Below are 14574 nucleotides of genomic sequence, written 5' to 3' on the forward strand. Positions count from 1 at the left end.
TCATTTCACGGCAAGCAATGCACTTTGCCGGTAATGTCGCTGGGCGTCTTCCACCCGCTCCGTCTGCTCGAACATCTGGGCAAGCGCCAAGTGCGCATGGGCGCGCAGGTTGCCGGAGTGATCGGCGTCGGCGTACTTGAGCGCAGACTCCAGGTTCGACTGCGCCTTGCCCCAAAGCTGCTCCTTGAAGCACAGCATGCCGAGCGTGTAGAACAGGTCGGCATCCACCGGATGCTGGCCAAGCCATTTCTCGGCTTGCTGGATCAGCGGCAGCGCCTTGCCCGGCACCGCGCAATCGGCGTAGCGACGGATGAGGCGGCTATCCCAATGCGTCTTCAGACCGTCTTCGACGATGCGCTTGGCATCATCGGTACGGCCAAGCTGCGCGAAATACAGCGCCGCCTGCGAAGCGATGCGCGGCGAGCGGCGCTCTTCGGTCGTCAGCTCGCGCCAGAAGCCGTTCAGGGCATCGGCATCGTGGCGGCGCTCGGCCAGCAGCGTTTCACACGCCATCTGCTTGAGGCGTGCAGCCAGCACAGAATGGATGGCATTGCGCTTTTCCAGGGCGCGCGTGAGGCGCAGCACCTCGCCCCAATTCTTCAGATGCTGATGCGCGCGCAAGGCAATGCGCTGCGCCTGAATCTGTCGCGAACCCTGCGATTGCAGCTGTGCGATCTTTTCCAGCGCGCCTTCCGCATCGCGTGCGTCAACCAGCAATTCGGCCATCGACACGAGCTTCGCCTGCTCGCGATCGGGCGAGGTGACTTCTGCCATCCACGCATCACGGCGCTCGGTTTCCTGCATGCGGTGCGCTGCGCGGGCGCCGATCAGCGCGGCCGTCTCGCGCTGGGGCTCCCAGGCCTGGGCCTCTCGCGCTTGGCGCTCCGCATGGCCGAAGCGCCCGGCAAACAGGCTTTCCATCGCTTCACGCAGCGCGGCGGATGCCTTCAGGATGCGGTTGCGCTCGCGATACGCCGCAGCACGCGCCGGCATACCGGCTACATGGTGGAAGAGCCGCATCACAAGATGCAGCACCACGAAGGTCGCCAGCAGCGCAGCCAGCACGAAGTTGAGCGACATCTCCACCCGGTACGGCGGGTAGAACAGCACGACGTTGCTCAGGTTCAGTTCCGTAAACAGCGCCAGCCCGACGGCGGCGGCAAACAGGAGCGCGACCCAGAATACCCAGCGCATGCTCACTCCTTGCCCGAACCGCGCACCGCGGCAAGGCTGTCAGCCAGCGTCGGCACCTGCAGCGTGCCAACCGTCGCGCGCACTTGCGATAGTTGATTCTGCACCGTGGTCACGCGCGGAGACTGCGTATCGAAGTAGCGCGCGAGCAGCGTATCGGCACGACCGAGATCGGCGCGGAACACGGCGTCATTGCGCGAGAGCAACGCCAGGCGCGCGTTCATCAAGCGCAGCTTGAGGTTTTCGCGCAGGAACCACGCTTGGTCGGAAGACAGCAGCAGCGCCTCGGTCTGATCGACGCGGCGGACCTGCACGATCTGGCCGAGTTCGCCGCGCACGTCGTTCCACAAACGCCCCCACCAAGCGCGCACGCCAGCCGACCATCCGGCGTTTGGTTGCGTCGATGCAACCGGGGCTGACGCAGCCGCAGCCTGCGCCTTGGCATTCTTCGTGGGCTTCACGGCAGCATGCGGCGCCTGCGCAACCTGTTCCACCTCCAACGGCTGGGCCGACGAGATGAGCGGCAGCGTATCGACCGCGTTGATGGCGTCGTCCAGCCGCAGCGCGGCACCGGCCAGATCCAACAACGGCATCGCCTTGAGCTTGGCCATGTCACGCGATACCGCGCGGCGCACAGCGTTGAACTGCGGCTTGTCGAGCGTAGCCAGGCGCGCATCGACCGTTTGCAGCGCCGCCAGAGCACCGGCGACATTGCCCGTCAGTTGCAGTTGCTCGGCGGTGACTTCCAACGAACGCTGGATCTCGGCGCGCTGCCAGTCATCGCGGTTGCGCAGCAGGTCTTGATTGGCCTGCTCCAGGGCGGCCTGGCGGTCGCGCGTTTCTGCGGTGCGGGCATCCAGCGCGCCGAATTTCTGCTGCAACTGGGAAACCGAATCCTGATCCGCACGCCACAGCACGCGCATCTCCTGCGCCAGGGCTTCGTTCGTCTGGGCGTGCTGGCGGATCTCGCGTGCAAGGCGCTCGTTGCGCACCTGCAGCGCGGCCACCGCCGCCACGACGGCGACCAGCACCATCCAGATCAGCCAACCGCCGCGGCGCGGCGCATGGTTGACCGTCATGGTGGGGGCAAACGCGGCCGGCGGGGCAGCGGGCGCAGGGGCAGGACTCGGCTTGGCCGCTGCGGGGGCTGGTGTCGGAGCAGGAGCGGACGAGGGAACGGGAGTCTGCGTCACAGTGGAAGAAGAAGTAGACGGATTGGGTTCAGCCGGCACTGTTGGCGAGCCATGCTCGGGAGCGGATATCGGCCCGGCCCAGGCGAGCACGCTGGCGAGGAGCCGGTCATCGCCTGCGCCGGTCAGCGTCACGTCGCGAAAACCCAGCGATTCGGCCTGCTCGACGATGCGTGCGTGCGAAGCAAAGCACGGCGCACCGTGCAGCGTATCGAGATCAGCAGGCGACAGATTGGCACGGGCCAGCTCATCGAGATTGCGGACAGCCTCGGAGCTGGTGAGCGTCCAGGCGTGGCGCGCCGAAAGCACGGCGCGCAAGGCGAGCCACGCAGCGGCATCGGGCACCGGCACGCTGCGGCGATAGGCTTCCACCGTACGGACCGATGCGCCGGCTTCGCGCAGTTGATCGGCCAGCCATTCGCGCCCGCCGTTGCCGCGCACGATCAGCACTTCACGGCCGCTCAACGATGGCACATCCAGCCGTGCGTACAGCGCCTCGGAATCCTGGCGCGCGTCGTCGGCATGCGTGTCGGGCTTGATCACACGATGCGCGGGCGGTGCGACTCCGTGTGTGGCAAGCGCCTGTGCGCTCGCGGGGCCGACCACCGCCACCGGCACTTCCTGCGGCCAGCGGAACCCCTCGGGCATCGCGGCAAATGCCTGCTGCACGGCGTTGGGGCTCACGAATACGACAAGCGCATAGCGCGACGGATCGCTCAGCGCGGCGCGCAAGTCGTCGAGATTGGGCGTCGGCGCAATGTCGAGCAGCGGAAACTGGTGCGTGCGCAGGCCGTGGCGCTCCAGCGCCGCCACCAGCATGGGCGCCTGCGCGCGCGGACGCGTGACCACCACCACGGGCGGGGGTGCCGTTTGAACAGGCGGCGTGCTGGATGCGGGCGACGATGGTGACAAGCGCGGTGGCAAGTGGTCGTCCATGGCGAGCCGTGGGAGTTAGGTAGCAGGCGGCGCGTCGGCGCCCAGCATGGCAAGAATGTCACGTGCCCCGCCGGCCAGCATCTGCTGGGCGACGCGCACACCCAGTGCGTCCGCTTCGGCCAGCGTGGATGGCGTGGCTTCGCCATCCACGGCAAGCTTGCGGGTGCCGTCCTGCGACGCGACAAAGGCGCGCAGGCGCAGCGTGCCGGTGTCCGACCACTGCGCGAACGAGGCCAGCGGCACCTGGCACGAACCGCCGAGAATGCGCGACACGGCGCGTTCAGCAGTCACGGCCAGCGCAGTGGGATCGTCGTGCAGCGGGGCGAGGCACGCTCGCACATCTGCACGATCGGCGCGGATCTCGATGCCAAGCGCACCCTGCCCTGCTGCCGGTAGCGATTCTTCCGGCGCGATGGTCGAGCGGATGCGATCGGCGAGCCCCAGGCGCTTGAGCCCGGCAGCGGCGAGGATGATGGCGGCGTAGTCGCCACGGTCAAGCTTGCCTAGCCGCGTATCCAGGTTGCCCCGCAGCGGCTGGATGACCAGATGCGGGAAGCGCGCGCGCAGCGAAGCCTCGCGGCGCAGGCTGGAGGTGCCCACGACGGCGCCGGCCGGCAGCGAAGCCAGATCGGCGTAGTCGTTGGAAACAAAGGCGTCGCGCGGGTCTTCGCGTTCGAGGATCGCGGAAAGCGCAAAGCCTTCCGGCAGTTCCATCGGCACGTCCTTGAGCGAATGCACGGCCAGATCGGCGCGCCCCTCGGCCAGCGCGACTTCCAGTTCCTTCACGAACAAACCTTTGCCCCCCACCTTCGCGAGGGAGCGGTCGAGAATCTGGTCGCCGCGCGTGGTCATTCCAAGGATGGACACGTCGCACGCGGGATAGTATTTTTGCAATGCAGCACGCACGTGTTCGGCTTGCCAGAGGGCAAGCCGGCTTTCGCGCGAGGCAATGACCAGCTTGGTCGGCGCCTGGGCTGCAGGAGTCGTTGCAAGCTGGGATTGACGGGAAGTCGGGCGGGCGTTTGAAGACATGCGGCAATGGTAGCACGCAGCTTTTTCGCGACAGTCCGGCTATCACGTTGAAGTGATACAGAAACGAGGGCCCTTCAGGCACCTTCGAGCACCCAACCTAGGAGACACCATGACGCAGCCCGCCGCGCGCCGAGCTTCCTCGCGCGCGACCACCGCCCGCAAGGCTTCCGCCGCCCCCGCCAAGACCAGCAAGGCCCCCAAGGCCATCAAGACTGCCAAGCCAGCCGCCAAACCGGTGACCAAGGCAAACGGCGCGGACGAAGCCAATGGCGCATCACTCGGCCCCACTTCCCGGCGCTCGTCGGGTAGCGCCGCGGCCAAGGATCAGCCGCTGAAGGAAGACATCCGCTTCCTCGGGCGCCTGCTGGGCGACGTGCTGCGTGACCAGGAAGGCGGCACCGTCTTCGAAACCGTCGAGACCATCCGCCAGACCGCCGTGCGCTTCCGCCGCGACGGCGACCGCCAGGCCGAGCAGGATCTCGACCGGCTGCTGAAGACGCTGTCGCGCGACCAGACCACGTCGGTGGTGCGGGCCTTCAGTTATTTCTCTCACCTGGCGAACATCGCTGAAGACCAGCACCACAATCGCCGCCGCCGCGTGCATGCGCTGGCCGGATCGCCGCCGCAGCCGGGCAGCCTGATGCGCGCGCTGCTGTCTGCGGCAGACGAAGGCCTGTCGGGCGACGTGCTGCGCCGATTCTTCGAGACCGCACTGATCGTGCCGGTGCTGACCGCACACCCGACCGAGGTGCAGCGCAAGAGCACGCTCGACGCGCAGCGCGAAATCGCCCGCCTGCTGGCCGAGCGCGACGCACCGCTCACCACGCGCGAGCGAGAGCGCAACACCGCGCTGCTGCGTGCCCACGTCACCAAGCTGTGGCAAACGCGCATGCTGCGCACCACGCGCCTGATGGTGGCCGACGAGATTGAAAACGCGCTGTCGTACTACCAGACCACTTTCCTGCGCGAGATCCCGGCGCTCTACCGCGAGCTGGAAGAAGACATCGCGACGGTCTTCCCGCGCCGCGGCGCACGCGGCGAACCGGCACCGCTGCCGCCCTTCTTCCAGATGGGCTCGTGGATCGGGGGCGACCGCGACGGCAATCCGTTTGTCACCGCGACGACGTTGCGCGACGCTGCACGGAAGCAGGCCAGCGTGATCCTGGCGTGGTACCTGGAAGAGATCCACGCGCTGGGTGCGGAGCTGTCGATGTCGACGTCGCTCGTGGATGTGAGCGCCGAGCTGCAGGCGCTGGCCGAGCGCTCGCCCGATCATTCTGAACATCGCGTGGACGAGCCATACCGCCGTGCGCTGATTGGCGTGTATGCGCGCCTGGCTGCAACCTGCCGCGAGCTGACCGGCGAAGATGCGGGCCGCCACGCCGTCGGCCCGGCACCGGCTTACAGCAACGCAGAGGAACTACGCGCCGACATCCAGATCGTCATCGATTCCTTGGCGGCGCACCACGGTGAAGTGCTGGCCGATGCGCGGCTGGCATCGCTGGCGCGCGCGATTGACGTGTTCGGCTTCCACCTGTCGTCGATCGATTTGCGGCAGGTGTCGGACGTGCACGAAGCGACCGTCGCTGAGCTGCTGAAGGTGGCCGGTGTGGAAGGCGCCTATGCGGCGCTGTCCGAGGCCGACAAGCGCACGCTGCTGCTGCGCGAGTTGCAGCAGCCGCGCGTGCTGACGCTGCCGTTCCACGCGTACAGCGAGCAGACCACGTCGGAAATCGACATCTTCCGCGCCGCGCGCGAGGTGCGTGCCCGCTACGGCAACCGCATCGTGCGCAACTACATCATTTCGCACACCGAGACGCTGTCCGACCTGCTCGAAGTGATGCTGCTGCAGAAGGAAGCCGGCATGTTCCGCACGGGCGCCAATGGCAGCGGCGGGGCCGCGCTGGACGTGATGGTGATCCCGCTGTTCGAAACCATCGAAGACTTGCGCAACGCCCCGGAAATCATGGGCGACCTGCTGGCCCTGCCCGGCTTCGATGCCGTGCTGGCCGCGCAAGGCAACGAGCAGGAAGTCATGCTCGGCTACTCGGACTCCAACAAGGACGGCGGTTTCCTCACCTCCAACTGGGAGCTGTACAAGGCCGAGCTGGCGCTGGTGGAACTGTTCGAGCGCAAGGGCGTGCGCCTGCGCCTGTTCCACGGCCGCGGCGGCACGGTGGGCCGGGGCGGTGGCCCGACGTACCAGGCCATCCTGTCGCAGCCGCCGGGCACCGTGAACGGCCAGATCCGTCTGACCGAGCAGGGCGAAATCATCTCCAGCAAGTTCGCCAACCCCGAGATCGGCCGGCGCAACCTGGAGACCATCGTCGCGGCCACGCTGGAAGCAACGCTGCTGCCTACCCGCAACCGCCCCAAGGGCCTGGAGGAGTTCGAAGCCGCCATGCAGGCGCTGTCGGACAACGCCTTTGCCGCGTACCGCAACCTCGTCTACGAAACCCCGGGCTTCAAGGACTACTTCTTCGCCACCACGCCGATCACCGAGATTGCCGACCTGAACCTGGGTTCGCGCCCGGCCTCGCGCAAGCTGATGGACAAGAAGCACCGCCGCATCGAAGACCTGCGTGCGATTCCGTGGGGCTTCTCATGGGGCCAATGCCGTCTGCTGCTGCCGGGCTGGTTCGGCTTTGGCAGCGCGGTGCAGCGCTGGTTGGACGACGCTGGCAACGCCAAGGCCCGCGCCGCGCGCCTGACCACGCTCAAGCGCATGCACAAGCAGTGGCCGTTCTTTGCGAACCTGCTGTCGAACATGGACATGGTGCTGTCCAAGGCGGATCTGAACGTGGCGTCGCGCTACGCGCAGCTCTGCGACGACCGCAAGCTGCGTAACGCGGTCTTCTCGCGCATCTCGGCGGAGTTCACGTTGACCGAGCAGATGCTGGCCGCCATCACGGGCCAGTCGGAGCGCCTGGCCGACAACCCGCTGCTGGCGCGTTCCATCAAGAACCGCTTCCCGTATCTCGACCCGCTGAACCACTTGCAGGTCGAGCTGCTCAAGCGCTTCCGCTCGGGCAAGGCCGGCAGCGACGATGCACGCGTGCGGCGCGGCATCCATCTGTCCATCAACGGGATTGCCGCAGGCCTTCGCAACAGCGGCTGATCAGGCAGCCAGCGCGGTGGCGGCCGGGCGACGGCTGATCCACGCCATCGCCATCGCGCCGGCATACGACAGCGTCATCAGGCCAAACACCATCGGCGAGGCGTGCGCCAGCTCGGGCACCACCGTCACGACGGCACCCGCCGCTGCCACGCCCAGCAAACTGCCCGTCTGCCGCGCGGCGTTGAGCAGGCCCGATGCCGTGCCGGCCAGCTCGCCCGGCGCCGCCGACAGGATCGTCGAGGTCATCGGCGCAATCGCCAGCGCGGTACCGCCGCCGTAAGCCACCATCGTCGCACTCACCACCCACAGATGCACATGGCCCGTCAGCGCGGCCGACGTTGCCAGCAAACCCGCTGCGCCGATCACGAGGCCGCTCAGCATCATGGCCGGCGTGGAAAAACGCGCCATCAGCTTGCCGGCGAAGATGTTGCCCGCCGACAGGCTCACCGCCATCGGCAGCATGACGAGCCCGGTCTGCCGTGCGCTGAGATGCTCGACGTTCTGCAAATGCAGGCTCAGCACGAACAGGGCACCGTAATAGCCGAAATTCAATAGGAACCCCACGCCGTTGACCGCGCCCAGCGTGCGATGCCCCAGCCAGGCCAGCGGCACGAGCGGCGCGCGCGCACGGCGTTCGGCCACAACGAACAGCGCACCGGCCGCCACCGTCAGCAGCGCGGCACCCCACACCCAGGGCGACAGCGTGCCGCGCACCGGCCACTCGATCGCGGCAAAACACAGCGCCGCGAGCATCACCGCGCTCGTCACCTGCCCCGCCCAGTCGAACGGCTTCGCCCGTGCCGGCTGTACATTGCGCACGATCATCCACGTGCCCAGCATGCCGACCACGCCCAGCGGCACGTTGATCAGGAAGGCGCTGCGCCAGCCGTATGTGTCGACCAGCACGCCGCCCAGCGCCGGCCCCACGGCCGCGGCAGTCGCGACGATGGCGCCCCACAGGCCGATGGCCCAGGCGCGCTCGCGCGGGTCCTCGAACGTACTGCGGATGAGCGATAGCGAGCTGGGCAGGAACATCGCTGCGCCCACGCCTTGCAGGATGCGTGCTGCGATCAGCGTGGTCACTGAAGGCGCCAGCCCGCAGCCGGCCGAGGCCACCATGAAGACGGCCATCCCCGCCATGAACACGGTGCGCGCGCCAATGCGATCGCTCAGCAAGCCACCCGTGAGGATGAAGGCGGCGAAGGCCAGCGTATAGGCGTCAACGATCCAGGCAAGTTCGGCGACGCTGCTGTGCAGGCTGTCGCGCATGGCGATGAGCGCCACGTTGACCACGGTGGTGTCAAGCACCGCCATGAACACACCCGACGTGAGAATGCCCAGCGTGGCATTGCGGCGCCACCGGCTGAGGTCGGGTTGCAAGTCGGCCCGGGGAGCGGCATCCATAGTGTTGGCGTTGCACGAAGACATGGTGGAACCATTTGGCAATTTCATGCAGCCAAGTGTAGGCTGGAGACCGCATGCAAAAAAGCAGCGTTTTTGCATTGCACCGCTGCAAATTTGCATCGCACATCTACGAAGACTCGGAGCCTGACGTGAACTGGGACAACGGACGCTTCTTCCTGGCCGTGGCGCGCACGTGCACGCTGCGCGGTGCGGCACAGCGCCTGGGGGTGGATCAGGCCACGGTGGGCCGCCGCATTGCCGCGCTGGAAGAGGAGCTATCGGCCAAGCTCTTTCTGCGTACGTCAACCGCGCTGGTGCTCACACCTGCCGGCGAAGCGCTGATCGGCCCAGCCGAAGCGATGGAGCAGGCGGCTCACACCATCGAGCGCCGCGTTGCCGGCATCGACGATCAGTTCGCCGGCACGATCCGCGTGGCCACGACCGACACGATGGCTGCCACCTTTGTCCTGCCGGCCATCGCGCAACTGCGGCAGCGGCATCCAGGCATCGACGTGGTCTGCATGGCTTCGAAGAGCATTGCCAACCTGACCAAGCGCGAAGCCGACGTGGCGGTGCGCACGGTGCGGCCCGATTCGCCGGACCTCATCGCGCGGCGCATCGGACAAATGGAAACCGGTATCTATGCGAGCCGCAGCTACGTGGCCGCGCGCGGCGAGCCCGAGGAAGGGACAGCCTTTGCCGGGCACGACCTGGTGCTCTATCCGCGCAACGAAGTGCCATGGATGTGGGAAGACCTCTGCGGCGAGCCTATTACGCGCGGGCGTGTCGTCTTGCAGAGCAACTCCGCGCTGGCGCTGTTCGAGGCGGTGGCCGCCGGCATTGGGATAACTGAACTGGTGTGCAGGCGTGCGCAGGCCTATCCGCAGCTTCTGCGTGTGTTGCCCAATCGGCGCAGCATGCAGGACGTCTGGCTCGTGACGCACGCCGATCTGCACAAGACCGCGCGCGTGCGTGCCTTGCTCGATTGCATCGTCGAAGCGTTCGATGCGCCCAAAAAAACCGCCACACCGTAACGAGCAGCCGGTGTGGCGGCCCAACAAACCGCTTAGCTGATGAATGCCACCGGCACCGGGTCTTCACCCAGCACCGAAAGCAGCACCGCCCAATGCATTGCCTCATCACCCAGGATGCTGGCGGCGGCCTTGGTCAGATCGCGCGTGTAGAAATTCGGCATCACACCCAGATACGCCGAAGTGGCGCCCTTCTCGAGCCCGGCGGCAAAACGCAGCACGTCGGCCTGCGTCTTGAGCTGACTGACCGGGAAGTTGTATTCGGCCACCTTCTTTTCCATGACCGGCGTACCGCCAAGCTTGGAGACCGTGCCCGCCAGCACCGATGCATGTGCCTTGTGATGGCCCTGGAACTTCACGGCCGTCTCCAGCACCGGCTTTTGCAACAGGCCGCTCTCCGCGCCCACCTGATAGGCGGCGATGGCCTGGTACTCCAGCCCGAGCGCCACGTTCAGGATGTTGATGTCGTCTTTCACGCTGCCCGACTGGTTCTGCGCCCAGGCCGGCATCGATTGCCCGAGGGACACCGCTGCCAGCGAGCCCAGCGCCATCAGCCCCGGCGCGCGCAGCAGCACACGGCGGCGCGCATCAATGCGCGGGTTCTCATCCTCGAACAGTTCCATCTCGTTGGTCGTATTCATCGTCGGTCTCCTTGCATATGTTGGGAAGAAGCACGACCCACGTGCTGCCGAGGTGCGGATCGCGGGCGTTTGTCCGGCGCCTGACCGCTTATACGAAGGGCGTGCCCAACTGGATGCAAATACCTCCGCACTTTTCACGTGAATTCCCCCGGCAACCACGGTTTCTACCTACACTTTGGGCAGAACCGTCCACAAAAAGCTGCCCACGTGCTCACCTTCCAGCGCACTGCCGAAGACCACGCCGCGCAAGACGCCGATCCGCCGACGGCGGCGGCAGCCCGCCCTCAGAGCGCCGACGCGGAAGAGCTGGCGGCGTTGCTGCAGCGCATCGGCCTGGGCGACCGCGACGCCCTGCGCACGCTATATGCGCGCTGCGCGCCGAAACTGTTTGGGCTCGCGCTGCGTATCTTGGTCAGGAAAGACTGGGCCGAGGACGTCTTGCAAGAAAGCTTCGTCAACATCTGGCGCCATGCCGGCGATTACCGCCCACATCTGGCCGCCCCCATGACCTGGATGACGACCATCGTCCGCAACCGTGCACTCGATTGTCTGCGCCGCCAGCACGCCGAACGCGTGCAGGAATCCGTGCCCCTGGACGACACCTACGCCGATGTCCTGGCCGACCACGCCCCGGGGCCGGCGGACCTCGCGCTTGCCGGCCAGCAAGCCCGCGCGCTGGCCGAATGCCTGAAGCGTCTGGACCCGAAGCAGCGCGAAGTCATATCGCTCGCCTATCTGCGTGACCTGTCGCACACCGAGCTGGCGCAAGCGCTGTCGCTGCCGCTGGGCACCGTCAAATCCTGGATGCGGCGCGGTCTGGACCGCCTGCGCGAATGCCTCGGAGCACCGTGATGGACCCGCGCCGCCACCCCGATCTCGTCGACAAGCTGGCCGCCGAATATGCGGTTGGAACACTGCGCGCCGGCGCACGCCGCCGGTTCGAGCAGATCATTCGCCACGACGACGCCGTGCGCGCCACGGTCGAGCGCTGGCAGCGGTATCTGGCCGACCTGCCCGCGCTCCAGCCGGCCACGGCGCCGCTGCCGGAAATCCTCTGCCGCGTCGAAGTCCAACTCGGCTGGCGCGAGCCGGCGCCGCCGCGGCTGGCGCTCTGGCAACGGCTTTGGCAAGGCACCGGCTTCTGGCGCGGCGCCACGGCGGTCGCGGCGGTTGTCGCGGCGGTCGCGATCGGGCTGAACCTGCGGCTGGCGCAGCAATTGCGCGAAGCGCCTGTCGCCAACGCCGTGGCCGTGCTGCAGGACGCGCAGGCCCAGGCGGCCGTCCTCATCACCTGGGATGCGCGCACCGGCACGCTGTCGCTCAAGCGGCTGGATGCGACGCCGCTCAATACCGAACAGGCCTTGCAGCTCTGGGCGCTGCCGCCCGGCGGGCATCCTCAGTCACTTGGGGTGATCGGGCACCAGCGGGCGGTACGCCTGACGGTCGCGCAGCCGTTGCGGCAAGTGCCGGCGCTCGCCATCAGCGTGGAACCGCGTGGCGGCTCGCCCAATCCGGAGGGGCCGACGGGGCCGGTGGTCTTCAAGGGCGCGCTGATCGACAGCACGCTGTAGCCGGCCGTGGCGCGGGGGCTGAAAGGCTCGGCGGGCGATATAATCGCGGTTTCCTGAATTTGCGGCCGGCGCCTTGCCGGCCGCGCTCCTCCTGCTGTCCGCCCATGACCTCCCAACTCGCCAAGAAGGCCGAAGCGTGGTCCGCCCGCTTTAACGAGCCGGTGTCCGATCTCGTCAAGCGCTATACCGCGTCGGTGTTCTTTGACAAGCGCCTCGCGCTGTTCGACATCCAGGGCTCGCTCGCGCACGCCGCCATGCTCGCCAAGCAGGGCATCATCGCCGAAGCCGACCGCGCTGCCATCGAAAAAGGCATGGCGCAGATCCGCCAGGAGATCGAAGCCGGCACGTTCGAGTGGAAGCTGGACCTGGAAGACGTGCACCTGAACATCGAAGCGCGCCTGACCGCCATGGCGGGCGACGCCGGCAAGCGCCTGCACACGGGCCGCTCGCGCAACGACCAGGTCGCCACCGACATCCGCCTGTGGCTGCGCAGCGAGATCGACAACATCGTCGGTCTGCTCAAGGCCCTGCGCAGCGCGCTGCTGGACTTGGCGGAGCAACACACCAACACCATCGTCCCGGGCTTCACGCACCTGCAGGTCGCGCAACCGGTGGTGTTCGGCCACCACCTGCTGGCCTACGTCGAAATGTTCACGCGTGACACCGAGCGCATGCTCGACGCCCGCAAGCGCGTCAACCGCCTGCCGCTGGGCGCCGCGGCGCTGGCCGGCACGAGCTACCCGATCGACCGCGAATTCGTCGCGCAGCAACTCGGCTTTGACGGCGTGTGCCGCAACTCGCTGGATGCCGTGTCCGACCGGGACTTCGCCATCGAATTCTGCGCCGCCGCCGCGCTTGTCATGACGCACATCTCGCGCTTCTCTGAAGAGCTGGTGCTGTGGATGAGCCCGCGCGTGGGCTTTATCGACATTGCAGACCGCTTCTGCACCGGCAGCTCCATCATGCCGCAGAAGAAGAACCCGGACGTGCCCGAACTGGCGCGCGGCAAGACCGGCCGCGTCAACGGCCACCTGATCGGCCTGCTCACCCTGATGAAGGGCCAGCCGCTGGCGTACAACAAGGACAATCAGGAAGACAAGGAACCGCTGTTCGACACCGTGGATACGGTGGTCGACACGCTGCGCATCTTTGCCGACATGGTGCCGGGCATCACAGTCAAGGCCGACGCCATGCGTGCCGCCGCGCTGCAGGGCTACGCCACCGCCACCGACCTGGCCGACTACCTGGTCAAGCGCGGCCTGCCCTTCCGTGATGCGCACGAAGCCGTGGCCCACGCCGTGCGCGCGTGCGACGACCTGCGTTGCGACCTGGCGGACCTGTCGGTTGCGCAACTGCGTGACATCTGCGGCCTGGGCGACAAGTCCGACTTGATCAGCGACGATGTGCACGCCGTGCTGACGCTGGAAGGCTCGGTCGCTTCGCGAAACCACATCGGCGGAACGGCGCCGGAGCAGGTGAAGCAGGCCATTGCGTTTGCGCGCGCTGCGCTGGCTGAATAATCAGCCACACCCTTCAAACAAAAACGCCGCGCTGAGTTGATCAGCGCGGCGTTTTTGCTTGTGACGCACGCTGGCGTGGTCTAACCGAATTGCCGATATTTGCGAAGGACGGCTATGCTGCACGCCAACGCGCACAAGAGGGCCATCCTTGAACGACCAGACGACCGTTGTCGCCCAGCTGGCCGAGTCCCTTGCCGGGGACGCTACTGCCGAGAGGGCGGAACAAGAAAAGCGATACCTGAAAAGCGACCTCCGCTTCATCGGTGCTTCCGTGCCAGCCGTGCGACGTGTGGCCCGCAGCTTTGTCGCCGACCACCCTGCCCTTACTGTGGAAGACCTCAAGGGGCTGGTCGAGGCTCTCTGGAATACGGACACCCATGAGTTGCGATCTGTTGGAATCGCGGTGCTTGAACTTCGGAGCGACCTGCTCCGCAAATCGGATGTCAGATGGTTGCAGGCCCTGATCAATTGCAGCACGACGTGGGCCCATGTCGACTGGCTTGCGATCAAAGTGGTTGGCGCACTGGCCGCCCGGGTGCCAGCGGTCGAGGCGGACCTGGACGAATGGTCCGCACATACGAATTTCTGGGTGCGGCGCAGTGCACTGTTAGCCAGTCATGACCGACTCGCGGCCGGCCAAGGTGACTTCGAGCATTTCGAACGGCGCGCCGTTCCGATGCTGCAAGAGCGCGAGTTTTTTATCCGAAAGGCGATCGGATGGGTGCTGCGCTCGACCTGCAAAAAGACGCCATTGCGAACGGTTGGCTTCGTGGAGCGGCATGCTGGCGAGATGTCGGCTTTGACTTTCAGAGAAGCGACCCGAGCGCTGGAGCCATCGCAGCAGCAGCGGCTGCAACGCCTCCGGGCGGCCCGATAGCCCACTTTTTTGCCTTGCAGCGGTCGGTAGCACTTCGTGCGGCCAAATGCGTCCCAGAAGCGC

Annotated in this window: 11 protein-coding genes; 6 read left to right on the top strand and 5 right to left on the bottom strand. The window is 66.7% G+C overall.

The annotated features are described in order from the left end of the window. Genes R2669_RS08520 through hemC form a run of 3 tightly spaced genes read right to left on the bottom strand, consistent with a single transcriptional unit; the run spans position 1 to position 4349 of the window. On the bottom strand, positions 1-1194 hold the full coding sequence (locus tag R2669_RS08520) for a heme biosynthesis protein HemY (protein WP_316889735.1): 1194 nt from the start codon (positions 1192-1194) through the stop codon (positions 1-3). 2 nt (positions 1195-1196) lie between these two features. After that, the gene (gene hemDX / locus R2669_RS08525) at positions 1197-3317 is read right to left on the bottom strand and encodes a fused uroporphyrinogen-III synthase HemD/membrane protein HemX (RefSeq protein WP_316899646.1); all 2121 of its coding nucleotides are present in this window, start codon (positions 3315-3317) and stop codon (positions 1197-1199) included. A gap of 15 nt (positions 3318-3332) precedes the next feature. Further along, on the bottom strand, positions 3333-4349 hold the full coding sequence (hemC, locus tag R2669_RS08530; RefSeq protein WP_316889737.1) for a hydroxymethylbilane synthase: 1017 nt from the start codon (positions 4347-4349) through the stop codon (positions 3333-3335). A 109-nt stretch (positions 4350-4458) separates the two neighbouring features. Here hemC and ppc point away from each other — a divergent pair, with 109 nt between their 5' ends. Then, positions 4459-7467 (top strand): phosphoenolpyruvate carboxylase, encoded by a 3009-nt coding sequence (gene ppc / locus R2669_RS08535; protein ID WP_316899648.1) that lies wholly within the window; start codon positions 4459-4461, stop codon positions 7465-7467. Here the strand turns inward: ppc and R2669_RS08540 are convergent, their stop codons facing one another. Continuing rightward, on the bottom strand, positions 7468-8871 hold the full coding sequence (locus R2669_RS08540; RefSeq protein ID WP_316899650.1) for an MFS transporter: 1404 nt from the start codon (positions 8869-8871) through the stop codon (positions 7468-7470). A 149-nt stretch (positions 8872-9020) separates the two neighbouring features. On the opposite strand from R2669_RS08540, the gene R2669_RS08545 reads away from it, so the two are divergent. Next, a complete protein-coding gene (locus tag R2669_RS08545; protein WP_316890115.1) occupies positions 9021-9905 on the top strand; it encodes a LysR family transcriptional regulator in 885 nt (294 codons plus the stop codon). 32 nt (positions 9906-9937) lie between these two features. On the opposite strand, the gene R2669_RS08550 is transcribed toward R2669_RS08545, so the two are convergent. Then, the gene (locus R2669_RS08550; protein ID WP_147214090.1) at positions 9938-10543 is read right to left on the bottom strand and encodes a ferritin-like domain-containing protein; all 606 of its coding nucleotides are present in this window, start codon (positions 10541-10543) and stop codon (positions 9938-9940) included. A 207-nt stretch (positions 10544-10750) separates the two neighbouring features. Between R2669_RS08550 and R2669_RS08555 the strand changes: the two genes are divergently transcribed. From R2669_RS08555 to R2669_RS08570, 4 genes are all read left to right on the top strand, one after another. Then, on the top strand, positions 10751-11395 hold the full coding sequence (locus R2669_RS08555) for an RNA polymerase sigma factor (protein ID WP_316899652.1): 645 nt from the start codon (positions 10751-10753) through the stop codon (positions 11393-11395). After that, a complete protein-coding gene (locus R2669_RS08560) occupies positions 11395-12114 on the top strand; it encodes an anti-sigma factor (RefSeq protein ID WP_147214098.1) in 720 nt (239 codons plus the stop codon). Before R2669_RS08555 ends, R2669_RS08560 begins: the two co-directional genes overlap by 1 nt. A gap of 104 nt (positions 12115-12218) precedes the next feature. Then, the gene (gene argH, locus R2669_RS08565) at positions 12219-13634 is read left to right on the top strand and encodes an argininosuccinate lyase (protein WP_027680809.1); all 1416 of its coding nucleotides are present in this window, start codon (positions 12219-12221) and stop codon (positions 13632-13634) included. Between the two features lie 148 nt (positions 13635-13782). After that, positions 13783-14511, top strand: a complete 729-nt coding sequence (locus R2669_RS08570; RefSeq protein WP_316889741.1) for a DNA alkylation repair protein — start codon at positions 13783-13785, stop codon at positions 14509-14511. Positions 14512-14574: the final 63 nt, after the last annotated feature.

Source organism: Ralstonia edaphi (assembly GCF_958350185.1).
GTDB classification, from domain to species: Bacteria; Pseudomonadota; Gammaproteobacteria; order Burkholderiales; family Burkholderiaceae; genus Ralstonia; species Ralstonia edaphi.